The organism is Bradyrhizobium sp. INPA03-11B, from assembly GCF_040446015.1.
GTDB lineage: Bacteria > Pseudomonadota > Alphaproteobacteria > Rhizobiales > Xanthobacteraceae > Bradyrhizobium > Bradyrhizobium macuxiense_A.
This window is the reverse complement of sequence record NZ_JASGSR010000017.1, coordinates 43821-69556: the sequence shown is the minus strand read 5'-3', so window position 1 is coordinate 69556 and position 25736 is coordinate 43821. Positions and strand designations below refer to the sequence as shown.

The 25736-nt window shown below is 66.1% G+C and carries 20 protein-coding genes and 1 riboswitch; of the genes, 14 read left to right on the top strand and 6 right to left on the bottom strand.

All coding sequences use genetic code 11. The annotated features are described in order from the left end of the window. Positions 1-6 precede the first annotated feature (6 nt). From QMZ05_RS09655 to QMZ05_RS09640, 4 genes are all read left to right on the top strand, one after another. Positions 7-804 carry an ABC transporter permease gene (locus QMZ05_RS09655; RefSeq protein WP_353700549.1) on the top strand — a complete coding sequence of 266 codons (798 nt, stop codon included), beginning with the start codon at positions 7-9 and terminating at the stop codon, positions 802-804. Between the two features lie 57 nt (positions 805-861). Beyond that, on the top strand, positions 862-1644 hold the full coding sequence (locus QMZ05_RS09650) for an ABC transporter ATP-binding protein (RefSeq protein ID WP_353700573.1): 783 nt from the start codon (positions 862-864) through the stop codon (positions 1642-1644). After that, the gene (locus QMZ05_RS09645; protein WP_353700572.1) at positions 1644-2237 is read left to right on the top strand and encodes an N-acetyltransferase; all 594 of its coding nucleotides are present in this window, start codon (positions 1644-1646) and stop codon (positions 2235-2237) included. The genes QMZ05_RS09650 and QMZ05_RS09645 overlap by 1 nt, the downstream gene beginning before the upstream one ends. 186 nt (positions 2238-2423) lie before the next feature. Further along, positions 2424-4478 (top strand): DEAD/DEAH box helicase, encoded by a 2055-nt coding sequence (locus QMZ05_RS09640; protein ID WP_353700548.1) that lies wholly within the window; start codon positions 2424-2426, stop codon positions 4476-4478. Between the two features lie 315 nt (positions 4479-4793). On the opposite strand, the gene QMZ05_RS09635 is transcribed toward QMZ05_RS09640, so the two are convergent. Beyond that, entirely contained in the window at positions 4794-6287 is a 1494-nt protein-coding gene (locus QMZ05_RS09635) for a sensor domain-containing diguanylate cyclase (RefSeq protein WP_353700547.1), read from the bottom strand. Between the two features lie 116 nt (positions 6288-6403). Here QMZ05_RS09635 and QMZ05_RS09630 point away from each other — a divergent pair, with 116 nt between their 5' ends. Beyond that, positions 6404-6661 carry a hypothetical protein gene (locus tag QMZ05_RS09630; protein ID WP_050422739.1) on the top strand — a complete coding sequence of 86 codons (258 nt, stop codon included), beginning with the start codon at positions 6404-6406 and terminating at the stop codon, positions 6659-6661. A 212-nt stretch (positions 6662-6873) separates the two neighbouring features. Here QMZ05_RS09630 and QMZ05_RS09625 read toward each other — a convergent pair whose 3' ends face one another. From QMZ05_RS09625 to metG, 3 genes are all read right to left on the bottom strand, one after another. After that, the gene (locus QMZ05_RS09625; RefSeq protein ID WP_353700546.1) at positions 6874-9750 is read right to left on the bottom strand and encodes an EAL domain-containing protein; all 2877 of its coding nucleotides are present in this window, start codon (positions 9748-9750) and stop codon (positions 6874-6876) included. 120 nt (positions 9751-9870) lie between these two features. Then, positions 9871-10869: an NAD(P)H-quinone oxidoreductase gene (locus QMZ05_RS09620; protein ID WP_353700545.1), complete on the bottom strand. Its 999-nt coding sequence runs from the start codon at positions 10867-10869 to the stop codon at positions 9871-9873. 69 nt (positions 10870-10938) lie between these two features. After that, entirely contained in the window at positions 10939-12618 is a 1680-nt protein-coding gene (gene metG, locus QMZ05_RS09615; RefSeq protein WP_353700544.1) for a methionine--tRNA ligase, read from the bottom strand. A 262-nt stretch (positions 12619-12880) separates the two neighbouring features. Here metG and QMZ05_RS09610 point away from each other — a divergent pair, with 262 nt between their 5' ends. Further along, complete coding sequence (locus QMZ05_RS09610; RefSeq protein ID WP_076865389.1) at positions 12881-13072, top strand: DUF1192 domain-containing protein; 192 nt, start codon at positions 12881-12883, stop codon at positions 13070-13072. Positions 13073-13572: 500 nt separating this feature from the next. Beyond that, on the top strand, positions 13573-14085 hold the full coding sequence (locus QMZ05_RS09605) for a DUF1465 family protein (protein ID WP_353700543.1): 513 nt from the start codon (positions 13573-13575) through the stop codon (positions 14083-14085). A 16-nt stretch (positions 14086-14101) separates the two neighbouring features. Here QMZ05_RS09605 and QMZ05_RS09600 read toward each other — a convergent pair whose 3' ends face one another. Next, a complete protein-coding gene (locus tag QMZ05_RS09600) occupies positions 14102-15610 on the bottom strand; it encodes a PLP-dependent aminotransferase family protein (protein ID WP_353700571.1) in 1509 nt (502 codons plus the stop codon). 110 nt (positions 15611-15720) lie between these two features. On the opposite strand from QMZ05_RS09600, the gene QMZ05_RS09595 reads away from it, so the two are divergent. Beyond that, positions 15721-16347, top strand: coding sequence for an FMN-binding negative transcriptional regulator (locus QMZ05_RS09595; RefSeq protein ID WP_353700542.1), 627 nt, complete (start codon positions 15721-15723; stop codon positions 16345-16347). A 130-nt stretch (positions 16348-16477) separates the two neighbouring features. Further along, positions 16478-17095, top strand: coding sequence for a LysE family translocator (locus QMZ05_RS09590; RefSeq protein ID WP_353700541.1), 618 nt, complete (start codon positions 16478-16480; stop codon positions 17093-17095). A gap of 445 nt (positions 17096-17540) precedes the next feature. Here QMZ05_RS09590 and rpmE read toward each other — a convergent pair whose 3' ends face one another. Then, a complete protein-coding gene (rpmE, locus tag QMZ05_RS09585; protein WP_016845230.1) occupies positions 17541-17768 on the bottom strand; it encodes a 50S ribosomal protein L31 in 228 nt (75 codons plus the stop codon). 193 nt (positions 17769-17961) lie between these two features. On the opposite strand from rpmE, the gene QMZ05_RS09580 reads away from it, so the two are divergent. The 5 genes from QMZ05_RS09580 (at position 17962) to QMZ05_RS09560 (ending at position 25736) form a co-directional block, all read left to right on the top strand. Then, positions 17962-19818, top strand: coding sequence for an ABC transporter ATP-binding protein/permease (locus QMZ05_RS09580; protein WP_353700540.1), 1857 nt, complete (start codon positions 17962-17964; stop codon positions 19816-19818). Between the two features lie 152 nt (positions 19819-19970). Next, positions 19971-20363: a hypothetical protein gene (locus QMZ05_RS09575; protein WP_353700539.1), complete on the top strand. Its 393-nt coding sequence runs from the start codon at positions 19971-19973 to the stop codon at positions 20361-20363. Positions 20364-20514: 151 nt separating this feature from the next. Then, positions 20515-22005, top strand: coding sequence for an amidohydrolase family protein (locus QMZ05_RS09570; protein ID WP_353700538.1), 1491 nt, complete (start codon positions 20515-20517; stop codon positions 22003-22005). A 1-nt stretch (position 22006) separates the two neighbouring features. Beyond that, a complete protein-coding gene (locus QMZ05_RS09565) occupies positions 22007-22936 on the top strand; it encodes a GTP-binding protein (RefSeq protein ID WP_353700537.1) in 930 nt (309 codons plus the stop codon). A gap of 218 nt (positions 22937-23154) precedes the next feature. Then, positions 23155-23351, top strand: a riboswitch (cobalamin riboswitch). 105 nt (positions 23352-23456) lie between these two features. Beyond that, positions 23457-25736 carry a TonB-dependent receptor gene (locus tag QMZ05_RS09560; protein ID WP_353700536.1) on the top strand — a complete coding sequence of 760 codons (2280 nt, stop codon included), beginning with the start codon at positions 23457-23459 and terminating at the stop codon, positions 25734-25736.

The following is a 25736-nucleotide window of genomic DNA, read 5'->3' as shown; positions in this document are numbered from 1 at the left end:
GGTGCCATGACACAGTCATTGAACCGCATCGCCGCGATGACGGCGCGCTATTACTACATCCTGCGCTCGTCATCGCTGCGGCTGCTCGAGATCATCTACTGGCCGGCGATGCAGATGCTGGTGTGGGGTTTCCTCTACACCTACCTCTATGACAGCAAGTCGGCGATGGCCTCCACCGCCGGCCTGCTGCTTGGCGCCGTCCTGCTCTGGGACGTGCTGTTTCGCGGCCAGCTCGGCTTCACCTTCACCTTCCTGGAGGAGATCTGGTCGCGCAACCTCGCCAATCTGATGATGAGCCCGTTGCAGCCGTTTGAGCTCGCGGCCTCGCTGATGCTGATGAGCCTGATCCGGCTGGTGATCGGCACGCTGCCGGTGATGCTGCTGACATTCGTGCTGTTCGGCTTCAACGTCTTCGCGATGGGGCCCGGGCTGGTCGCATTCTTCCTCAACCTCGTGCTGACCAGTTGGGCGATCGGGCTCATCGTCGCGGGCCTCGTGATCCGGCAGGGCTTTGGCGCCGAGAGCCTCGCCTACTCGATCATGATCGTGTTGCTGCCGCTGTGCTGCGTCTACTATCCGGTCGCGGCGCTGCCGCTCTGGCTGCACCCGGTCGCCTGGTCGCTGACGCCGACTTATGTGTTCGAGGGCATGCGCGCCGTGCTGCTCGACGGCACGTTCCGCACTGACCTGATGATCGAATGCCTCGCGCTCAATGCCGTCTATCTCGGCATGGGCTTCACCACATTCGTCGCCCTGCTGCAGAGCGCCCGCCACAAGGGCGGCCTGCTCACCATGGGCGAATAAGGGGAGACATCCATGAGCCGCATCGAACGCTTCCTGCCCCGCCGGCACCTGACGTCCATGTCGCCGAACACCACGCCCGCGCAGAACAATGCGCCGGACCGACCCAATCCCGATGCAGCACCAGCGATCGCGGTCGAGGGCCTCTGCAAGCAGTACCGCACCCATTGGGCGGTCGACGATGTCAACTTCGTCGTGCCCAAGGGCTGGACCGTCGGGCTGCTCGGCGGCAACGGCGCGGGCAAGACCACCACCATCGCCATGATCATGGGCCTCGTGGTGCCGAGCTTCGGCCGCGCCATGGTGCTCGGCCACGACATGGCGACCGAGCGTCACAAGGTGCTCAGCCGGATGAACTTTGAAAGCCCCTACGTCGCGTTGCCGGGCCGGCTCACCGTGCGCCAGAACCTGATGGTGTTCGGGCGGCTCTATAGCGTCGCCAACCTCAAGGTGCGGATCGAGGAGCTGATCGAGGATTTCGAGCTCGGCGACGTGCTCGACCGCGTCACAGGTCGGCTGTCCGCCGGCCAGAAGACCCGCGTTGCGGTGGCGAAGGCGCTGATCAACGATCCCGAGGTGCTGCTGCTCGACGAGCCGACGGCCTCGCTCGACCCCGACCGCGCCGAGTGGGTGCGCAGCCGTCTGCGGGCCTATCAGAAGCGCCGCGGCGCAACCATCCTCTTGTCCTCGCACAACATGACCGAGGTCGAGCAGCTCTGCGACTTCGTCGTGATCATGAGCCACGGCCGCATCGTCGCGATGGGACGTCCGGGCGAACTCGCCGAGCGCTTCAAGTGCCGGGACCTCGACGAGGTCTTCATCTATCTGGCGAGGGTGGCGTGATGTCCTCATTTGGTTCTCCGAACGACGGACCGGTGGCGATCCGCAGGGAACGCCGTTCGGACGTGGCGGCGCGAGAGAGTCTGCTCGACGCCGCATTCGGTCCTGGCCGCTTCGCCAAGACCTCGGAGCGGCTGCGCGAGGGCCGCGAGCCTGCGCGCGGCCTCGCGTTTGTCGCGCGCCGTGGCGGCCGCCTGGTCGGCACATTGCGGCTGTGGCCGGTCGTGACCGGCACCGGTCACGCCTGCCTGCTGCTCGGCCCGCTTGCGGTGGCCGAGGAGGCGCGGTGCCTCGGCATCGGCGCTGCGCTGATGCGCCAGGCGCTGCAGCGGGCCAATCTGCTCGGTCATCGCGCCGTCATCCTGGTCGGCGACGCCGCCTATTACGACCGCTTCGGCTTCTCGGCCGCGACAACCGGCACGCTCCGCATGCCCGGCCCCTACGAACGCGAGCGCCTATTGGCCTGCGAGCTGGTGCCGGGCGCGCTGCGCGGGGCGGGCGGCCTGATCGCTCCAGCCAGCCTGCCGCCATCGCGGTTGTCCGGATTGATGGACCGGATCGCCGGCGGCCAGGCCCCGATCGGGCAGCCGGCCTGATCCGGCACCTTTTCCGCCATCGGGGGCCTTTTCCGTCATGGGAAGGCTCTGGGGGCATGGCGATTTGGCCGGTCTTGGCGTAAAGCAGCGCCAAATCGTCATGCGGCTGTGCCGCCTGCCGGGTACGCAGCTTCAGGTCGTCCCGCTCGACGTTCTGCGCCCGGACCAATCAAGGTTTCCCATCTCGTGCCCTTTCCGACCACAAGTTCGCCGCTCGCCCGCGCCCTGGCTGAGCGCAACTACGAACAGCCGACCCCCGTTCAGCTCGCCGTGCTCGCCGACGATGCCATCGGCCGGGACCTCCTGGTTTCCGCCCAGACCGGCTCGGGCAAGACCGTTGCCTACGGATTGGCCATGGCGAAGGACCTGCTCGGCGACGCCGAGCGGTTCGAGCCGGCCGGCGCACCGCTGGCCCTGATCGTGGCGCCGACGCGCGAGCTCGCCCTGCAGGTTCAGCGCGAGCTCGCATGGCTTTACGAACATGCTGACGCGCGCGTCGTCTCCTGCGTCGGCGGCATGGACCCGCGCCGCGAGCAGCGCGAGCTTGCCGCCGGCGCCCACATCGTGGTCGGAACGCCCGGCCGGCTGTGCGACCATCTGCGGCGTGGCCGTCTGGATATCTCGGGATTGCAGGTCGTCGTGCTCGACGAGGCCGATGAGATGCTCAATCTCGGCTTCCGCGAGGATATGGAGTTCATCCTCGAGACCACGCCGGACACGCGCCGCACGCTGCTGTTCTCGGCAACGTTTCCGCGCGGCATCGTCGCGCTGGCCAAGCAGTATCAGCAGCAGGCGTTCCGGATCGAGGTCGCGGGCGACGAAGGCGGACACGCCGACATCGAGTACCGTGCTATCCGGGTCGCCGCCGACGATGTCGAGCACGCGGTCGTCAACGTGCTGCGTTTCCATGAGGCGCCGAGCGCGCTGGTGTTCTGCAACACGCGGGAAGCCGTCAGGCATTTGCAGGCGGCGCTCTTGGAGCGTGGCTTCTCCGTGGCCGCGCTGTCGGGCGAAATGACCCAGAACGAGCGGACCCAGGCGCTGCAGGCGTTGCGCGATGGGCGGTCGCGGGTTTGCGTCGCGACCGACGTCGCGGCGCGCGGCATCGATCTGCCGAGCCTCGATCTCGTCATTCACGCCGATCTGCCGAAGGACCCGGAGGTGATGCAGCATCGCTCCGGCCGCACGGGCCGAGCCGGCCGCAAGGGTGTCAGCATCCTGCTGGTGCCGCCGGCCCGGCGGCGCCGCGCCGAACTGCTGCTGGATCTCGCCGGCATCGATATCGTCTGGGGCACCGCGCCGCAGGCGGACGAGATCCGCAAGCTCGACCATGATCGCCTGCTCAAGGATGCAGTGTTCTCCGAGGAGGCGACCTCGGACGATCTGGCGCTGGCGCAGACCTTGCTCGCCGAACGCTCGCCCGAGGCGATCGCTGCGGCACTGGCCCGGCTCTATCGCGCGCGGCTGCCGGCGCCCGAAGACATCCTCGATCCCGGCGAGGGGCGGGGCCGCGACCGCGGCGATCGCGCCGCGCGCCGCGAGGAGCGTGCCGCCGGGCCGCGCTCGAAGCCCGGCAAGTCTCCGCGCCACGGCATGGAGGAGGCCACGGTCTGGTTCCGCGCCGCGATCGGGCGCCGCAAGAATGCCGAAGCGCGCTGGCTGCTGCCGATGATCTGCCGCCGCGGCGGCATCGACAAGCGCGACATCGGCGCCATCAAGATCATGGATACGACCACCGAATTCGAGATCGCCGCGCGGGTCGCGGATTCCTTCGCCGTCAAGATCAAGCGTCCGGACAAGGAAGACAGCATCCGCATCGAACCGCTGGCGGACGCCCCGCAGGGCGAGGCGCGCGCGGAGAAGCCGGCGCGCAGGCCCAGGCCCGATCCGAGACCCGATCCTTGGCGCGATCAGGACGACGGCGGGCACCGCGCGCCGCGCAGTGACGGACCGCGCGATCACACGGCAGCAAAGCGCCACGGCAAGGCGGATCGCGAGGCCAAAGCGTTTTCGAGGGAAGGTGCGAGCGGTTCGCGCGAAGACCACGCGTCAAAGCGCGACTCCAGAGCCCCGTTCCGATTCGATCGGAACGAAAAGGGTGCGAGGCCGACATCGGGCGATGAGCCCAGGTTCGGCAAGAAAAAGAAGCACCGAGGCAAGGCCGGACCCACGCAGTGGCCGGACGTGTCGGCCGCAAAACCAAAGTTCGGCAAGAAGCCGAAGAAGAAGCGGCGGGGCTGAGCTGCCCTTGGTGTCACGCTAAGTGAGGTGAGCAAGCTGCTCGGGCACCCTCCCCCCTTGCGGGGGAGGGTGGGGAGAGGGGTGGCCACGGGCGAGATCATCGATGTGAGGTCAGCTCGTGCGATTTCGGCTGCGTGTGTTGCACACCTCGACTGAGTGGAGAGAGCTTGCCGTGTGGCACCCCTCTCCCCAACCCTCCCCCGCAAGGGGGGAGGGAACCCTTCCGTCAGTGCGTCCCTTACAACTGCGATGCACTGAGTTGTCCGACGGGCAGCTCGGCAAAACGCGTCGTCAACTCTTCGCGACGATGATGTGCTACGCCACCAGCGCGATCTTCGGCACCGTTGCGAGCACCGACTGGTTGCGGCCGTTGGCCTTGGCGGCGTAGAGCGCCTTGTCGGCGGCTTCGATCAGGTCGGACCATTGCTGGCCGGCGAGCGGCCGCATGCTGGCGACGCCGATGCTGACCGTCGTGATCAACTCGCCCTCGCACCATTGCTGGACCTTGCCACGGATGGTCTCGGCGAGGTTGAAGGCCTCGAGCGCGGTCATGTTGGGCAGCAGCACGGCGAATTCCTCGCCGCCGAAGCGCGCCGGGCAATCGCCGGCGCGGCGCACCGCATCCGAGATGCAGATCGCGATTCCGACCAGCACCTGGTCGCCGGCCTGATGCCCATAGGTGTCGTTGTAGGCCTTGAAATGATCGGCATCGATCATCAGCAGCGCGACCGGCTGGCCGTAGCGGCTGGCGCGGCGCCATTCGCGGTCGATCTCGGCATCGAACTTGCGCCGGTTCTTCAGGCCGGTGAGGGCGTCGGTGGTCGCCAGCTCCTCGAGCCTGTCCTCTGCGTCGCCGCGGCGGACGATCTCGCGCGCGAGCACCAGCGTCGCGCTGAGCACGAACAGGACCAGAAGGCCCATGATCGCGCCGATCCGGATCGCCTCGGTGCGCCAGAGATTGAAGACGGCTTCGAGCGGCTTGCCGACCACGACGTAAAGCGGCCCGCTGCCGCTGCGCCGGACATAGAGCCTCGCCGTGTCGTCGACCGGGCCCTTGCCGGAGAACGCGCCGCCGATCTTCAGGTTCTCGGATTTCCAGTCCAGCTGGTCGGCGAGGTTCTTTCCGATCACGTCGAGATCGAACGGTGTCCGCATGATGATGGTGCGGTCGTTGCGCAGCACGGTGATGGTGTCGCCCGACACGAGGTTCAGGCGCCCGAACAGATCGTGGAAATAGCTGAAGCGGATCGAGCCGACCACGACGCCGAGAAAGCGGCCGTCCTCGCCGACGATGCGCCGGCTCAGCACGATGGCGTAGGCGCCGCGATGCAGCATCGGCCGGCTGATATACAGCCCGGTGTCGGGATGATCGCGCTGGACGGTGAAGTACTCCTCGTCGCTGCGGTTCTCCGGTTGCGGATCGAGGCTCGCCGCGTCGATGGTCAGATCGCCTTTGCTGTCGAACACCTGGATCGCGCCGAAATGCTTTGCGGTGGCGGCGTGGTCGAACAGGATCAGCTGGCGCAGTTCCTTGCTGACGTTGCGGATCTCCGGCATCTCAAGATTGCTGGCGACCGCGCGCAGCGACAAGTCGTAGAGCTCGATGTTGCGGCTGATGTCGGCCTCGATGCCCGACGCCAGATTCTCCAGCGTGCGGCGGGCCAGTTGCTCCTCGCCGCGGCGCATGTCGAACATCACGCCGGCGCAGACCGCGCAGAAGCCGAGGACGGTCGCAATCGACGCAACGACCAGCAGCTTTGCCGATAGCCGCCAGCGCCGCCTTGCGTCGTGTCCCCGTCGAAATGGCATGTCCCGCTCCAAAGCGCCGTCATGCAACGGGAAATCTTGTTGTCGCCTTAAATGGCGACAGCGGCCGCCGAATGGGTTAACGGGTGGTTGCCGGAACCCTGAGCCTTGAGGATGACGTGAACGACTACGACGCGCTGCGGGATTACCTGAAGAAGCAGCATCTGCCCGAATTCGTGCTGACCTTCGAGCAGATCGAGGAGATCATCGACGCGGCGCTGCCGCGCGCCGCGCAGCGCGCGTCGTGGTGGGAAACCCTGCGCAGCCCGCAGGAGAAGATGCCGCAGCGCGAAGCCTGCCTCGAGGCCGGCTACATCGCCACCCGCCAGGCCGACGGCAAGAGCGTCAAGTTCAAGCGCATGCCGAAGCCGCGCTAGCGCGCGATAGCTTTTTTGAATCGGACCGTGGAGCGCCGCTTCACCTCGCCCCGCGTGCGGGGAGAGGTCGGAACGCATCGTCAGATGCGTTCCGGGTGAGGGGAAATCTCCGCGAATGCAGCTATCAGCGTTTACGCGGAGGCGGCCCCTCACCCCAACCCTCTCCCCGTAAGAACGGGGCGAGGGAGCGCACCGTCGTCGCTGTTCGCGCCTTAGCTCGCGGCTTCCAGCCGTTCCTCGGTGAGCAGGCGCGTCGCGGCGTCGGCGTCCATCGGCTCGCCGAAGGCAAAGCCCTGCGCGTATTCGCAGCCGAGCTGGTAGAGCTCGACGGCGTCCGAATCCGTCTCGGCGCCTTCCGCGACCACCTCCATGCCGAGATCGTGGGCCAGTGCGATGATCGATTTCAGGATCACCGGGCGGGTGCCGCGGCTGGTGGTGCGGACGAAGGACTGGTCGATCTTGATGGTGTCGAACGGGAAGCGCTGCAAGTACGCCAGCGAGGAGTGTCCGGTGCCGAAATCGTCGAGCGACAGCCCGGTGCCGAGTTCGCGGATCCGCGCGAGCATTTGGGCTGCGTGCTCCGGGTTCTCCATGACCAGCGATTCCGTCAGCTCCAGCTTCAGCGTGCCGCGTGCCACCGAGGAGCGCGACAGCACGGTGCGGATGTCGTGGATCAGGTCGTGGCGCAGCAATTGCCGCGACGACACGTTGACCGAAGCGAAGATCGGCTCGCGCGCACGCATCGCGCGCTGCCACACCGCGAGCTGGCGCGCGGTCTGGTCCATCACGAACATGCCGAGATCGACGATCAGGCCGGTCTCCTCGGCGACGCTGATGAACTCCGACGGCGACATCCGGCCGAGCTTGGGATGGTCCCAGCGCGCCAGCGCCTCGAAGCCCGCGATCGCGCGATCCTCCAGCCGCACGATCGGCTGGTACAGGATCGTGATCTCCTGCCGCTCGATGGCGCGGCGCAGGTCGCTCTCGAGCGTCAGGCGGTCGGTCTTCCGCGCCCGCATCGCCGGCTTGTAGACGTCGATGCGGTCGCCGCCGATCCGCTTCGAATGATACATCGCAAGCTCGGCGTCCTTGATGATCTCATCGGTCAGCGGCGCCGCCGGGTCGGACAGCGCAAGCCCGATCGAGGCGGTCAGGAAGATCTCGCGGTCGTTGAACGCGATCGGCGCGCGGATGGTCTTGCGGATGGTCTCGGCGAAATTGGTGATCCGCGCCGGGTCCTGCTCGGACAGCAGGATCAGGCCGAACTGGTCGCCGGCCATCCGCGCCAGCGTGTCCTGCGGCTTGAGGATGCGGGTCAGCCGCCGCGCCAGCGTCAGCAGGATGGAGTCGCCGACCGCAATCCCGACGGAATCGTTGACCTGCTTGAAGCGGTCGAGGTCGATCACCATCAAGGTCGGCCGCAGGTTCGGCATGGTCTTGGCGAGGTTCGCCACCGCGCCGAGGCGGTCCATGAACAGCCGGCGGTTCGGCAAGCCGGTCAGATTGTCATGCACGGAGTCATGCAGCATCCGCTCTTCGGAGTTCTTGAACTCGGTGACGTCGGTGAGGGTACCGACCACGCGCGAGACTTCGCCGTCGGAGCCGACCACCGGCCGCGCTTTCAGCGCGAACCACATGAAGTGGCCGTCGGGCGTGCGCAGCCGGAAATCCTGCACCAGGCGGCCGCGGCGCTGGTCGAGCACGCTGTCGAGCGCGGCGCGGAAGCGGTCCTGGTCGAGCGGGTGCAGCACTTCGAGCCATTTTGCCGCCGGGCCTTCCAGCGTGCCGCGCTTGAGGCCGAGCAGCGCCTCGGTCTCGGGGCTGGTGAACACCTTGTCGGCGGAGACGTCCCAGTCCCAGATCAGATCGCCGGAGCCGGTCAGCGCCAGCGCGCGGCGCTCGACATCGGAGACGACGCCGGTGGTGGCGCCGCCGCCGGCGAAGGCGTGCTGCATGACCGTGAAGCCGATCAGCATCACGATCAGCACCAGGCCACCGAGCAGCGCCGGGCCGACGATGTCGTTGGTGACGGAGCCCGCGACCGTCATGCCGGCTGCGACCACCCAGACCACCAGCAGGAACCAGGTCGGGATCAGCAGCACCGCGCGGTCGAAGCCGTGGGTCGAGAGATAGACGATCAGCGCGAAGCCGGCGAAGGCGATCATCACCAGCGACATCCGCGCGATGCCGGAGGCGACCGCGGGATCGAACAGCGCCAGCGCGACCAGCGAGCCGAGGAAGACGAGCCAGCCGATCGTGATGTGCGAGTAGCGGACGTGCCAGCGACTGAGATTGAGATAGGCGAACAGGAACACCAGCAATGTCGCTGCGAGGATCGCCTCGCCCGCCGCGCGCCAGACGCGCTCGGCGTTGTTCGACATGTCGAGCACCTTGCCCCAGAAGCCGAAGTCGACGCCGATATAGACCAGCACCGCCCAGGCCAGCGCCGCGGCGGCAGGGAACATGATGCTGCCCTTGACCACAAACAAAATCGTGAGCACGAGCGCGAGCAGGCCCGAGATGCCGATCACGATGCCCTGGTACAGCGTGAACGAGTTGACCTTGTCCTTGTAGGCGTCGGGTTCCCACAGATAGAGCTGCGGCAGCTTGTCGGTGCGCAGTTCCGCGACATAGGTGACGACGGCGCCGGGATCGAGCGTGATGCGGAACACGTCGGCGGTCGGGCTCTCCTGCCGCTCGGGACGATCGCCGACCGACGGCGTGATGGTTGCGATGCGCGACAGGCCGAGGTCGGGCCACAACAGGCCTGACGACACGATGCGATAATGCGGCGCGACGATCAGGCGGTCGAGTTGGTCGTCGGTGTTGTTGGCGAGCGCAAACACCACCCAGTTCTGGCCGCCTTCGCGGGCGCGAACTTCGATGCGGCGCACGATGCCGTCGGTTCCCGGCGCGGTGGAGACCTGGATGCGGTCGGTTTCGCTGCGTTGATGGTCGAGAACCGCCGTCAAATCGATCGCCGGCGCATCGCTGCGCACGCTGACGGCGTCGATCGCATACGCGTCAGGCGCAGCGGCAAACATCATGAGGCCCAGCGCGAGCAGCGCAAGGCACCTGATCAGACGCAATGTCAGTACTCCGCGATCGACAAACTGCCCGGGCCCGGCGACCGGCCCGGAGGTGGCGCGATAAATGACACGAAAGCGAAGGGAATCAAAGGGTTTCCGCCCCTGCTTCCGTTGCGAGAGTTAAACCACCAACACAATTTTGCCAATATGTTCGCTGGTCTCCATGCGGCGGTGCGCGTCGGCGGCCTTTTCCAGCGGGAATGTGCTGTCCATCAGCGGTTTGACGCGGCCTTCGCGCAGCAGCGGCAGCACTTTCGCCTCGATCGCCGCGACCATCGCCGCCTTGTCCGCATTACTACGGGGGCGCAGGGTCGAGCCGGTGTGGTGCAGCCGCTTGACCATCAGCTTGGCGAAATTGGCCGACGCCTTCGGTGTTCCCGACAGGAACGCGATCTGGACAATACGGCCCTCGACCGCGGCGGCGTCATAGTTCCGGTCGATATAGTCGCCGCCCACCATGTCGAGGATAACGTTGGCGCCGGCACCGCCGGTGGCCTTCTTCACCGCCTCGACGAAATCCTCGGCCTTGTAGTTCACCGCATGATCGGCGCCGAGCTTGAGGCAGGCATCCGCCTTGTCCTGCGAGCCGACGGTGACGATCACCTTGGCGCCGAATGCCTTGGCGAGCTGGATCGCCATCGTGCCGATGCCCGAGGAGCCGCCGTGAATCAGCAGTGTCTCGCCGGCCTGCAGCGCGCCGCGCTCGAACACATTGTGCCAGACGGTCATCAGCGTTTCCGGAATCGCGCCGGCTTCCTGCATCGACAGTGAGGGCGGCACGGTCATCGCCTGCGCGTCCTGCGCGATGCAATATTGCGCGTAGCCGCCGCCGGCGACGAGCGACATCACCTTGTCGCCGATCTTGTGCTTGGCGCCTTCGCCGAGCGCAACCACTTCGCCCGCGATCTCGAGGCCGGGCAGGTCGCTCGCGCCGGGCGGCGGCGGATAGGAGCCGGAGCGCTGCGCGACGTCGGGACGGTTGACGCCGGCGGCCGCGACCTTGACCAGGATCTCGCCGGCCTTCGGCACCGGCAGCGCGCGGGTCTCGGGCACCAGCACCTCCGGGCCACCGGGCTTGCTGATGGCGACGACGGTCATTTGCGCGGGCAGGTTTGTCATGGCGGGTCCCTGGTCAGAGAAGTGGATTGGCGGATGGCATACCGCCTTTTCCAACGGAGCGAAACGCCATTAGGCCCCGAACCGCCTCGCCAGATGGTCGGCCTTTTCAGGGCTGATCTTCTCGACCAGCGGGCCGAGCCTTGCGACCGGCGTGCCTGCACCATCATCCAGCAGCGGAAGGAGTGGGCCATTGGGCCAGCGCGGCACGGCCTCATCGCGACTGAGCGCACCGAGCACGCGGGCCGACAGGCCAGGCACGATGCTCCACGCCAGCGTGGCGCACAGCGCAACGAGATTGAGGCCTGTGCGCGTGACGACCGCCGCACGATCAGGATCGGACTTGATCGCCGTCCACGGTGCTGCGTGTTGCAGGTAAGCGTTCGCAATGTCCCAGATCGCGCGGGTCGCAGCCGCGGCGGCACGAAACTCCAGTGCGATGTGATGGCGGTGCAGCGTCGTGATGCGCTGCTCGAGACCAAGCGCGAGCCGTTGCTCGGCGTCGCCGGGTGCGCCTCCTTCCGGGATGCGGCCGTCGAAGGCGCGATGCGCAAAGCTGATGATGCGGTTGGCGAGATTGCCGAAGATGTCGGCGAGGTCCTTGTTCACGTCGGCAACGAACCGCGAGACGTTGAAATCGGTGTCGGCACTCTCCGGCGCGTTGGCGATCAGCCACCAGCGCCAGGGATCGGCCGGCAATTCCTCCAGCGCGGCGTCGGTGAAGATGCCGCGCTTGCGGGTGGTCGAGAACTTGCCGCCCTCGTAATTGAGCCAATGGAATCCCTTGATCACGTCGGCGGTCTTCCATGGTTCGCCGGAGCCGAGCAGCGTCGCCGGAAAGCTCACGGTGTGGAACGGGATGTTGTCCTTGCCGAGAAACTGAATGTAGCTGACGTCATCGGCCTGCCACCACCATTGCCGCCAGTCGCGGCCGGGCGCGGCATCCGCCCATTCCTGCGTGGCCGCAATGTAGCCGATCGGCGCATCGAACCAGACATAGAACACCTTGCCGTCGAAACCCTCGCGCGGCACCGCAATGCCCCAGGCGAGATCGCGCGTGATGCAGCGCTCGCGCAAATCGGCATTGAGCCAGCCCTTCGCGGTCGAGACCACGAAAGGCGGCCATCCGCTGCGGCTGTCGATCCATGCGCCGATCTTCTCCACGAGTTGCGACTGGCGCAGGAACAGATGATGGCTGTCACGGATCTCGAGCGCGCGGTCGCCTGACAGCGCCGAGCGCGCATCGATCAGCTCCGACGGATCAAGCAGCGTGCCGCAATGGTCGCATTGATCGCCGCGCGCCGAAGCGTCGCCGCAATGCGGGCAGGTGCCGAGCACGTAGCGATCGGGCAGGAAGCGCCGGTCGGTCGGTGAGAACACCTGCTGCGTCGTGCGCGCTTCGATCAGCCCGGTTGCGTCGAGCCGGCGATAGAAGTGCTGCGTCAGCGCATGATTGTGCGGCGAGCTGGTGCGGCCGAAATGATCAAAGGACAGACCAAAGCGCCGGTAGATGTCGGCCTGGATGGCGTGCTGCGCATCGCAAAACGCGCGGACATCCTGTCCTGCCTCCAGCGCACCGAGCTCGGCCGGCGTGCCGTGCTCGTCGGTCGCGCAGATGAACAGCACGTCGCAGCCGATCTGGCGGCGGAAGCGGGCGTGGACGTCGGCGGGCAGCAGCGAGCCGACAAGATTGCCGAGATGCTTGACGCCGTTGACGTAAGGCAGTGCGCTGGTGATGAGAATCTTGGTCATGGGTTGAGGTCTTTCGCGTTCGGTGATGCCGACCCCGGACCGTCAAAAAATCAAAAAGCCCTCCCGCATGATCGGAAGGGCTTGGGGCCGGCTCATGCCTGGCGCGCAGGCGCACTATCCCGTCCGGTCAGACTCCTTGCGGTCGGGCCGGGGCATTCGCGTCAGATGTTGCGCGCACACGAAAGTCACTGCAAATTCTCCTGTACAACGACATTTACCATCTCTGGACGGATGACGCCAGATCACATCGCCGGGAGGACACATGCCGATTGAGGATGAGGACCGGCCGCGGAAGAAAATCAGCCACGAGATCGGACAGGATCTCTCGCTGCTGTCGGTCGAGGAATTGACCGAGCGCATTGCGCTGCTCACTGCCGAAGTCGATCGCCTGAAAGAGGCGATGACGAAGAAGCGCGCCTCGAAGGATGCCGCGAACGCGTTCTTCAAGTCGTAGCCAGAGCGACATCAGCTCGTCGTCCCGGACAAGCGAGCAAAGCGAGCGCGATCCGGGACCCATAACCACCGCTGTTCTTCGTTGCGTAGGGTTGGCCCACAGCCACGCGCAGCGCGGGCACCGATGGTTATGGGTCCCGGCCTTCGCCGGGACGACGCGTGGGGACAAGCAAGGGCCCCTGTCCCAAACTAGGTCAATGGCCGACATGGCAAACAAAGCCTGAAGAAAACCGTTCATTTACGATCGGTTAAGCTTTCTCGATTATGACTGCATTGTCCTCGTTTGGACACCGAGTGGCTCCTGTCCACTCTGTTTGACGCCTCCCTGTTATCAACTTCAAAAGCCGCCGGAAACGGCGGCTCTTTTTTGTTGCGTCCGCGGCTGGAAACCATAAATCCGGTTGCGGCTGGACTCTTCGGCGCGCCCGCGCAATGATTTGTTCATCATAAGCTGGCGCGTGAGATGCCAGCGGGCGTTAAGATGGTGTGAGGGCGTTAACCATGGCCGATCGTTCCCAGAACGAAGCCGGGCTTGTGCTGTTCAGTGAACGGCTGACCAATTCTGCGGCATTCGGCGTGCTGTTCCGGGAAGGCATGGACCTGGTCGAGCAGACCGCCGCCTATCTCGACGGCGACGGACGTGCCGAGGCCAAGGTGCTGGAGCGGTCCGTGAGCCTGACCTATGCCACCGAAAGCATGCGCCTGACCACGCGGTTGATGCAGCTCGCGTCCTGGCTGCTGCTACATCGCGCGGTCAAGGAAGGCGAGATGACGCTGACCCAGGCCAATCGCGAGAAGACCAAGGTGAAGCTGTCGGCCGCCGATCCCGGCCCCGCCGACATGGTCGTGAAGCTTCCCGAGCAATTGCAGCAGCTGATCGCCCGCTCGATGGATCTGCAGGCGCGCGTCCGCCGGCTCGACACCACGATCCACGCACCGGCGCCCGATCGCTCCTCGATCGGCAACCCCCTGGTGCCGCAGCTCAACCGCCTCAAGGCCGCGTTCGAGCAGTAGGAATCGAACAGTCAAATCAGCATGACGCGCGGCGCGGCTTGGCCCGCCGCTGCAATCTGTGTTGATCGAACACGCGTCGCAGCCGTATCGCGGCTGCCTCCAACTCCTCCGGCTCGAAGCCGCCGAAGCCGAGCATCAGGCCCGACCGTGGCTCACTCTTGTACATCGGCGAGATCGGCCGCACGACGATGCCGTCGGCGAGCGCGACCTTCGCCAGTTGCACGTCGTCGAAGCGCTGCGGCAACCACAGCAGCAGATGCATGCCCTGATCGCTCGGCTGCAGCGTGACGTCGTCGGGCATGTGACGCGCAAGCGCCGCGATCAGTGTCGCGCGCCGGGCGGCGTAGACGCCGCGAATTCGCCGGATATGCGCTTCGAACAGGCCTTCGCGCATATGGGCCGCGAGCACATGCTGATCGGCGGTCGGCGAGTGCCGGTCGAGCAAGGCCCGCGCGCCGGCGAAGGCGTCGACCAGCGGCAGAGGCGCCACGACATAGCCGAGCCGCAGCGAGGGAAACAGCACCTTGCTCATCGTGCCCAGATAGATCACGCGCGATGGGGCGAGGCCCTGCATCGAGGGGAAGGGATGCCCGGCATAGCGCAGCTCGCTGTCGTAATCGTCCTCGACGATCCAGGCATTGCTGCGCCGCGCCCATGCCACCAACGCGTTGCGGCGGGCCATGCTCATCGGCATGCCCAGCGGATATTGATGCGACGGCGTCACGAAAGCCGCGCGCGCATTGGGACATGCCGCGATCGCGGCATCGACGTCGATGCCTTGCGCATCGACGCCAACGCGCGTGGTGACGAGATCGAGATCGTCGAGTACGGAGGTCATGCCGGGATAGGCGGGATCCTCGGCCCACACCCGATCGCCCGATGACAGCAGCACACGGCCGGCGAGATAGAGACCCTGTTGCGTGCCGGCGGTGATCACGACCTGCTCGGGCTCGCAATGCACCGCGCGGGATTTGCGCACGTAGTCGGCGATCGCCTGCCGCAGTTCCATCAGTCCGCGCGGATCGCCATAGCTCGCAGGCGCCGCCGCGCGCGATGCGCGCACCCGGTTGCCGAGCCGGCGCCAATTGTCGTCGGGGGCGACCGCGCCACCGGGGACCGCGATCGCAAACGGGATTTCGGGCATCGGCGTGAAGGCTGCCACCACTTTGGCGAGCCGCGCCGCGCGGGCAGGCAGCTGGATCGGCGCGGATTTTCTCGGGCTGCGATCGACGGCGACAGGCCGCGTCTGTTCGGCAAGCGTCGGGGCGACGCGGGTGCCGGCACCGACCTGCGATTCCAGATAGCCCTCGGCCTGCAGTTGCTCGAACGCTTCCGTGACCGTGCCGCGCGCAACGCCGAGCGAGGCCGACAGCGCGCGCGTCGACGGCAGCAATTCCCCGGCCTTCAATTCGCCCTTGGCGATCGCGGCGCGCAGGGCCTGCGCGAGTTGACGTCCGACCTGCCCGGCGGCGCGGTCGATCGCGCCGAGCGAGGGGATGCTGATGGTGGCGCGCAGGCGCGGCATAGTGGACCAATAATTATGATCGAAAGTGGCTCTTATCATAGGCCACTTCGGCGCTATGGTGCGAGCAGCAATTGATGAGGACGACCAAGAGGTCTGCCAAGAGGTCTGCAATGTACCTGCCGCCGCATTTCAAGATGGATGAGCTCGCCCCGATCCACGCCGCGATGCGGGCCTCGAAGCTCGCGACGCTGGTCACCGCGACCGCGGACGGCCTGATCGGCACGCCGCTGCCGCTGATCCTCAACGAAAACGAGGGCGATTACGGCACGCTGTACGGTCACGTCGCGCGGCCCAATCCGCAGTGGAAGCTGCCTGCCGCGGGCGAAGCGATGGCGATCTTCATGGGGCCCGACGCCTATGTGACGCCGTCCTGGTATGTGACCAAGGCCGAGCACGGCAAGGTGGTGCCGACCTGGAATTACGTCGCCGTCCACGCCTATGGCCCGGCCGAGTTCTTCGAGGACGCCGACCGCCTGCTTGACGTCGTGACCCGGCTGACCAGATTGCACGAGAGTTCGCGCAAGGAGGTCTGGCAGGTCAGCGATGCGCCCGACGATTTCATCAAGGCGCAGCTGCGCGGCATCGTCGGCTTCCGGATGCCGATCACGCGGATCGACGCCAAGAAGAAGATGAGCCAGAATCGCAAGCTTGAGGATCGCGCCGGCGTCATCGCGGGGCTCGGCGAAAGCGGCAATCCGGTCGACGACGCGGTCGCGGCGATGATCCCGGCGAACTGAGATGCTTGAACAAATGCAGCCCGTCATTGCGAGGAGCGGCAGCGACGAAGCAATCCATCTCTCCGTGCATGCGGTACGATGGATTGCTTCGCTACGCTCGCAATGACGGGTAGAGAGAGCGGCGCCTCGGATGGAATTGTACCTCGCCTTCGCAATCACGACCGCGACCTTCGCGCTGATCCCAGGTCCCGCCATGCTCTATGCCGCGGCCCGCACCTTGGCGGGCGGCCGGCGCGCGGGGCTGATGGCCTCGCTTGGGCTACATCTCGGCGGCTACGTCCATGTCATCGCCGCGGCCGCCGGGCTCGCTCTGCTGTTTCACGCGGTGCCGCCGCTATTCACGGCGATGAAGCTCGCCGGCGCGGCCTATCTGGTCTGGCTCGGGCTGTCGCTGTTTCGCGATCGAGATAACACCAAGCGCCCCGAGCTTGCGCCGCTCTCCGCAGAGCGCGCTTTCGCGCAAAGCATCGTCGTCGAGGTGCTCAATCCGAAGACTGCAATCTTCTTCCTGGCGTTCCTGCCGCAGTTCGTCGATACGTCGGCGAGCCTGCCGGTCTGGGCCCAGCTGTTCCTGCTCGGCACAACGGTCAATTTGACCTTCTCGGCGGTCGATATCGTCTGCGTGGTCTTCGCCAGCGCCGTGATGGCGAAGCTGCGGCGCTCCCGGAGGTCGCAGCGGATCATGCAGCGGATCGGCGGCAGCATCCTGGTCGCGCTCGGCGCGCGGCTGGCGTTCGGGGATCGCTAGCGGTACGGCGGTCTCGCTGCCAATGTTCGCTTTTCGCGAGAACGCGAAGTTGTATCGCAACCTCAACTGTCATCGCCCGGCTCGACCGGGCGATCCAGTACGCCGCGGCCTATCGATTCAATAACGACTGCCTCTGGAATACTGGATCACCCGCCTTCGCGGGTGATGACGCCGAACAACCGAGCGTGCCACACATTCAGTGTCGTCCCGGGCTCGACCCGGGACCCATAACCACAAATGGCAGTTGGTGCCCGACGCTGGGGCCACAGCCCTCTTCAACAATACAACCCTGTGATTATGGGTCCCTGCTTTCGCAGGGACGACGATTGTGGGTGCGACCGTGCCACATGTTCTCTGTCGTCCCAGAGCCGCCCGCCAAAAACAAAAACGCCCCCGCGAGGGAGGCGTTTTGCGTTCGATCGCGCGGACGATCCCGAAGCGGACTTTAGTCCTTCTTGAGGAAGCCCGAAAACTTCTTCTGGAAGCGCGAGACGCGGCCGCCGCGGTCCATCAGCTGCTGGGTGCCGCCGGTCCAGGCCGGATGCGACTTGGGGTCGATGTCGAGGTTCAGCGTGTCGCCTTCCTTGCCCCAGGTGGAGCGGGTCAGGTACTCGGTGCCGTCGGTCATGACGACCTTAATCGTATGATAATTCGGATGAATATCGGCTTTCATGACAGTTCCTTTGGCGCGCCGGCGCCCATCTCAAGACATTCAGGTACGGGATTTGGGCGGCTCTATAACCCATGGAGCCCCCCAAAACAAGCCAGGAAAGGGCTTAAGCCCATCACCGGATTGGGACTTTACCGGATTTGCCAGCCGGGGGTCGGCGGGCCTATGTGGGGGGCGATAGAACCGGTCTAGATTGATGAGCGTAGCTGAACAGCTTGAGACCCCTCGCGGCGCCCCGCAGCCTCCGCGCGACGCGTTGCTCGATGAGGAAGCCTTCATCGAGAGCCAGATCACGGAGCCGGCCAAGAGCCGTGCCCGCCTGCGCCCCCTGCTTGCGCTCGCGCCCTATGTCGCGCGCTACAAGGGGCGGGCGATCCTTGCGCTGATCTCGCTGACGATCGCGGCGATCACCACGCTGATCGTGCCGGTCGCGGTGCGGCGGATGATCGACCTCGGCTTCACGCCCGAAGGCATCGCGATGATCAACAGCTATTTCAGCGTGATGATCGCGGTCGTCGCGGTGCTCGCCGGTGCCAGCGCCTCGCGCTATTACCTCGTGATGACGATCGGCGAGCGCATCGTCGCCGATCTCCGGCGCGACGTGTTCGCGCATCTGATCTCGTTGTCGCCCTCGTTCTTCGATTCCGCGCGGTCGGGCGAACTGGTATCGCGGCTCACCGCCGACACCACGCAGATCAAGTCCGCGGTCGGCGCCTCGGTGTCGATCGCGCTGCGCAACCTGATGCTGTTCTTCGGCGCCGCCGCGATGATGGTGATCACGAGCCCGCGGCTCTCCGGCTTCGTGCTGCTGGCGATTCCGATCATCGTGATTCCGCTGGTCGCGTTCGGCCGCTGGGTACGGCGGCTGTCGCGCACCGCCCAGGATACGCTGGCCGATGCCAGCGCCTATGCGAGCGAGCTGGTCAACGCGATCCGCACCGTGCAGGCCTATACCGGCGAACGGCTCGCCAGGACGCGTTTTGCCGGCGAGGTGGAACAGGCCTATCAGGCCGCGCGCAGTTCGACCAAGGCGCGCGCGGTGCTGACGCTGATCGTCATCTTCATCGTGTTCGCCAGCGTCGTCGTAATCCTGTGGGTCGGCTCGCACGACGTGCTGGTCGGAACCATCAGCCCCGGCCGGCTCGGCCAGTTCATTCTCTATACGGCGTTCGCCGCGAGTGGCCTCGGCCAGCTCAGCGAAGTCTGGGGCGAAGTCTCGGCCGCATCGGGCGCCGCCGAACGGCTGTTCGAGATCCTGCGCGTCAGGCCGCAGATCGCAGCTCCCGCTTCGCCGCGCGCGCTGCCGCAGCCTGCGCGCGGCGATGTCGGCTTCGACGATGTCAGCTTCGCCTATCCGACCCGGCCCAATGCGCTCGCAGTCGACGGCGTGTCGCTGAAGGTCGGCTCGGGCGAGAAGGTTGCGATCGTCGGCCCCTCCGGCGCCGGCAAGAGCACGCTGTTCCATTTGCTGCTGCGCTTCTACGATCCGAAATCGGGCACCATCTCGCTCGACGGCGTGCCGATCCGGCAGGCCGATCCGGCCGACGTGCGCGCACGGATCGCGCTGGTGCCGCAGGATTCGGTGGTGTTCGCCGCCTCAGCCCGCGAGAACATCCGGTTCGGCCGGCCCGATGCCACCGATGCTGAGGTCGAGCGCGCTGCCGATCTCGCGCATGCCACCGAATTCCTGCGCCGTCTGCCGGAAGGCTTCGACGCCCAACTCGGCGAGCGCGGCGTGACGCTATCAGGCGGCCAGCGCCAGCGCATCGCGATCGCGCGCGCGATCCTGCGCGATGCGCCGCTGCTGCTGCTGGATGAAGCGACCTCGGCGCTCGACGCCGAGAGCGAGACGCTGGTGCAGACCGCGCTCGAGGAATTGATGCGCCATCGCACCACGCTCGTCATCGCGCATCGGCTGGCGACCGTGCTGTCCTGCGACCGCATCCTGGTCATGGACCAGGGCAGGATCGTCGAGCAGGGCACCCATGCCGAGCTGGTCGCCGCGGGCGGCCTCTATGCGCGGCTGGCGCGCCTGCAGTTCGAGGGGATCTGAACGAATCGGGACGCTGTGCGCGCCGCCTATGCAATTCCTATGCGATCGGGCGCGCGCTCCCCTCGAAAACCTATTCCCGCGCAGGAATAGTCGCGCCGCGCCGGACCTCGCTCGACAGCCGAAGGAGGTCAGTCGCGCGGGGTGTTCGACTGATGCGCGAGGACGCGACTGAACCCGAGAGCAAGCTGCTCCGTGCCTGGCAGCTTGCCGTGCTGCGCTTCGCAGTGACGCTCGACGACGACGACCGGATACACGCGCTCGGTGTCGCCGGCGAGGTCGACCGGCTGGGCGGCGCGGCCGATGACGCATTCAACTTCTTCCGCAGGACGACTGCGGAACTCTGCCGTGTCATCACCGGCAGCGGCGCACAAGCCGAGGCCATTGTCCTGCGCTTCCTGACACAGATCGACAATCCCAGACTGCGGCGCGCATTCGAGGCGGCGATCGCGAACGACCGGACTCCACCGAAGATCGTCTCCAGCCGAAGCAGGCCGAACGTCGACCTCTGGCGCGGGCTGCCGTCGCGGCGTGCAACCGGAACGTAGCGAGGAGCTCTCTGCAATCGGCAGCATGGCGCGGCGGATATTCCGCCAGAGCATGTCGCCACAACCCTGACCGGGTTGCCGCGATGCGTGCGATGCGCTTCTCTGTGCCCGAAAAGAGACCGGTTGGTTTCGGAATGCGGGGAGTGGCGAGATGGGCGGTTTGGTGATCAGCGGCGGCCGAGTGGTGGATCCGGCCAGCGGGATGGATGCGGTCGGCGACGTCGCCGTCGTCGACGGCAAGATCGCCGCGGTCGGCGCCGGGCTCGGCGGCGCCGAGCGGCAGATCGACGCCACCGGGCTCGTGGTGGCGCCCGGCTTCATCGACCTGCACGCGCATGGCCAGACCATTCCGGCCGATCGGATGCAAGCGTTCGACGGCGTGACGACATCGCTCGACCTCGAGGCCGGCGTGTTGCCGGTGGCGTCCTGGTACAAGCGCCAGGCCGAGAAGGGGCGGGTGCTGAACTACGGCGCGGCCGCCAACTGGGCGTTCGCGCGGATCGGCGCGATGACCGGCTCGAATTCGGAAAGCTCGCTGGAATCGTTCGGTGCAGCGATGCGCGATCGCCGCTGGATCGAGAACGTGGCGACCGAGGGTGAGGTCGGCGGCATCCTCGAGCGCCTTGCCAATGGATTGAACGAGGGCGGCATTGGCATCGGCATTCTCAACGCCTATGCGCCCGGCGCCGGCGTGCAGGAATTGACCGCGGTGTGCCAGCTCGCGGCTAATCATGCGGTGCCGACCTTCACCCACGTCGCCTACATGTCGCGCATCGATCCGGAGAGCGCGGCCGAGGCCTATATCCGCCTGATCGGCTATGCCGGCGCCACCGGCGCACACATGCACATCTGCCACTTCAACTCGTCGAGCAAGACCGATATCGAACGCTGCGTTGCGCTGATCGCGAAAGCGCAGGCGCAGGGCCTGCCAATCACGGTGGAAGCCTATCCCTACGGCACCGGCTCGACGGTGCTGGCGGCGACCTTCTTCAGCGATCCGAAATTCGAGGAGCGTAACGGCCTCGGCTATGATTCGGTGCAGCGGGTGACCGACGGTCATCGCTTCGGCAGCCGCGAGGAGCTGCTGGCGGCGCAGGCCGCGGAGCCCTCGACGCTGGTGCTGTGGCATGTGCTCGACATCGAGAACAACGCGCATCATCGCGACCTGCTCGACATGGCGGTGCTGTATCCGGGCGGTGCGATCGCGTCCGACGCGATGCCATGGACGCTATCGGATGGCCGCCCCTACACCGGCGACGCCTGGCCGTTGCCTGACGATGCCACCTCGCATCCGCGCTCGGCAGGCTGCTTCACCCGCTTCATCCGCGAATGGGTGCGCGAGCGCAAGAAGGTGTCGCTGCTCGAGGGCATCCGCAAATGCGCGCTGATCCCGGCGGAGATCCTGTCGGCGAGCACGCCGGCGATGCGCGCCAAGGGCAGGCTGCAGGCGGGCGCCGATGCCGACGTCGTGGTGTTCGACTTCGAGACGCTGAGCGACCGCGCGACCTTCTCGACGATGAATCGTCCGGCGGAAGGCGTACGCCACCTCGTGGTCAGCGGCCAGCCGCTGATCAATGATGGTGTCCTCGACGTTGCGGCACGTCCCGGCCGGCCGGTGCGCCGGCCCGTCGCTGGGGGCTGAGGTGCCGGTCCCGATCCTGCTGGTCGCGGGCTTTCTCGGGGCGGGCAAGACCACGGTCGTCAACCATCTGCTGGCGCATGCGCAAGGCAAACGCATCGCCGCCGTGGTCAATGATTTCGGCGCGATCAATATCGATGCCGAGCTGATCGCCGGCGCCGGTGACGGCGTGGTCAGTCTGAGCAATGGCTGCATCTGCTGCACGCTGGAGGGTGACCTGCTGCGCACGCTCGCGACACTGTTGCGGCGTGATCCGTGTCCCGAATTCATCGTGATCGAGACCAGCGGGATCGCCGATCCCGCCGATATCGTCCGCAACCTGATGGATCCGGTGATCTGGAAGGAGGCGCCGCTGGAGACGGTGCTGTGCGTCGTCGACGCAACGCAGCCGGTGGCCGCGCTGGATGATGCGTTGCTGCGCTCGCAGCTGCGGGCGGCCGATGTGGTGGCGCTGAGCAAGGTGGATCTCGCCGATGCAGCCGCGTGCGCCGCGATCCGCGATGCCGTGCGAGCGATGCGTCCGGCGGCGGTGATCGTCGATGCCCTCCATGGCGAGGTGCCGGCCGAACTGCTGTTTCCTGCTGATCTCGATCATGTGCCGGCGCCGCGTGAGACCGCGCCGCGACGGCCAGCGACCGATCGCTTCGAGACGCTGAGCTGGACCTCGGAGCATCCGGTGCGGCTGCCGCGCCTGCAGCAGGCGATCGGCAAACTGGCGCCGAAGCTGGCGCGGGCGAAGGGATTGTTCGAGACGGTGGAGCAGCCCGGGCGGCTGACGGTATTTCAACTCGCCGGCGGCCGCGCGACCTTGGCTGCGGGCGGCGTGCTGGTACCCGGCGTGCCGCGCACGCGGCTAGTGTTCATCGCCGAGATGGGCGTGTTGTCGCGCGCCGAGATCGACGAGATCATGGAGGGATGTGTCGAAGCAGAGTAATGCCAAGGTTCTCCGTCATCCTGAGGTGCGAGCCTCTTCGGCGAGCCTCGAAGGATGCACGGCCTGGCTAGTGGCCGTCGATCCTTCGAGGCTCGCTACGCTCGCACCTCAGGATGACGGGACAAGCATTCGAGTCGGACGCTGTGTCCCGATCGCAGCACAATCGCACAAAGCATGCGTGCGACAATCGCATCGAATTGACAGCTCTGCGTCCACCACCTATCGTTTTTCGCGACGGTTCCCTTCGGGGATCAAAAGGGAATGCGGTGCGAGAGTACTCTCAACGCCGCAGCTGTCCCCGCAACTGTAAACGGCGAGCCTTTCGTCAATTTGCCACTGGGCTATTCAGCTCGGGAAGGCGTCGACAGGCGATGACCCGTGAGCCAGGAGACCTGCCGTCAGTCGTGGTCACACGCGAGCACATCGGGCGGGGGCGTCCTGGTGGGATCGGAGCACTGCCTTTTGGGCAATGCGCCAGTCCGCGTTCGCGGTGACGTGCCACGTTACCGCGAGTCGTTTCATGTCCTCGTCTTCTTCCGTTGCGCGCAACTGGCGCCTCGGCCTCGTCTGCTCCCTGTCATCATTGCTGCTGCCGGCCGAAGCCGGCGCGCAAACAGCTCCACCCACCACGCTCGATCCGATCGAGGTCGCACCCTCGGCATCCGCGAAGCCCAAACCCGCGGCGCGAAGCAGCAACGTCGCGACGGCGCGGCAACGCGCCAGGCCGGCAACGGCCGCCGCCGCGCCCGGCGCGCCGCGTGCCGCAGCGTCGGGTGCATCGGGAGCGGCTTCGCCAACACTCAATGCCACCACGCCGGGCGGCACCGGCAGCCGCCTCAACCTGACGCCGCTGCAGACGCCGGCCAGCGTCGAGATCATCACGGCGCAGACCATCGCCGAACGCGGCCAGCACAATGTGCTCGATGCCGTCACCCAGAACGCGGCTGGGTTCATCGCAACGCCGGCGCCGGGCAATGGCGGCCTGTCGTTCAGCACCCGCGGCTTTGCCGGCAGCAACTCGGTGATGACGCTCTATGACGGCACGCGCTTCTACATCGGCTCCGGCACCCTGACGTTCCCCTACGACACCTGGTCGACGCAACGCATCGAGGTGCTGCGCGGCCCGGCCTCGGTGCTGTACGGCGAAGGCGCGATTGGCGGCGTCATCAACGTCGTTCCGAAGAAGCCGTTAGCCACGCCCTACAACGAGGCCGAGGTCTCGCTCGACAGCAACATGACGCGGCGGCTTTCGGTGGACAGCACCGGTCCGATCAATCCCAATGTGTCCTACCGCATCAACGCCACCGGCAACATGTCGGACGGCTGGGTCGATCGCGACAAGACCTCGAATGCGGTGGTCTCCGCCGCCGTGCGCGTGCAGGCTTCGGACAATCTCGCCTTCACGCTGTCCGAGGACTACGGCGATCGCAGCCCGTCGCGCTACTTCGGCACGCCGCTGATCAACGGCGCGATCCAGGACGCGCTGCGCTTCAAGAACTACAACGCATCCGACAGCGCGATCCGCTATCAGGACAGCTGGACCCAGTTCAAGTCCGAATGGGATGTCGCCGACGGCGTCAAGGTCAATAACACGCTGTATTATCTGACCAGCGAGCGGCACTGGCGCGACATCGAGAACTACACCTGGAATCCAAAGACCCAGCTGATCGATCGGTCGAGTTATATCGAGATCTTCCATGACCAGAAACAGGTCGGCAACCGGATGGATGCGACCTTCAGCGGTCATGTGTTCGGACTTGCAAACCAGTTCGTGGCCGGGTTCGACGTCAACCGGATCGATTTCACCCATACCAACAACTCGCCTTACGGCGGCGCGTCGTCGGTCAATCCTTACGTGTTCGATCCCGGATCGTTCTTCGCGACGACGACAGTGACCACGCCGGGCTTCAACGCGATCGTCAATCAATATGCGCTGTTCGCCGAAGATCGCCTGTCGCTGACCGATCAGTTGTCGCTCGTCACCGGCGTCAGGTACGATCGTCCCGAAGTCGATCGCACCGATTACAAGACGCCGGCGAACAGTTTTGAAACGACGCTGTCGGGCACCAGCTGGCGTACCGGGTTGGTCTATGAGCCGATCAAGAACCTCGCGTTCTATGGTCAGTACGCGGTCGGCGTCGATCCGGTCAGCAATTTGATCTCGCTGTCGACCTCGCAGAAGACCTTCCAGCTCGCGACCGGCAAGCAGACCGAGGTCGGGGTCAAGCAGTCGTTCTGGGGTGGCCGCGGCGAGTGGACGCTGGCTGCTTACGAGATCGTCAAGACCGGCCTGACGATTCCCGATCCCGGCAATCCCACCGCTGGCCTGGCATTGCAGATCGGCCAGCAGTCATCGCGCGGGGTCGAAGGATCGGTCGGACTTGCGCTGAACGATGGCTGGCGCGTCGACGCCAATCTTGCGCTGCTGCGCGCCCGCTATGACAACAACAGCCAGGTGGTCGGCGGCAAGATCGTCAGCTACAACGGCAATGTCCCGGTCAACGTACCGCAGCAGGTTGCGAACGTCTGGCTGACCTGGGATTTCGCGTCGAACTGGTCGGCCTATGGCGGCGTGCAGATCGTCGGCGCGATGTATTCGGATCTGGCCAACACCCAGTTGCGGCCGGGCTACAATGTGGTCAATGGCGGCATCAAGTGGAAGCCGGATGACCGCACCACGGTCGCGTTCCGCGTCTACAATCTGTTCGACAAGGTTTACGCTGTGACCTCGAACGGCACGGGGCAGTGGCTGCTGGGCATGCCGCGCACCGCCGAACTGTCCGTCAACGTGAAGTTCTGA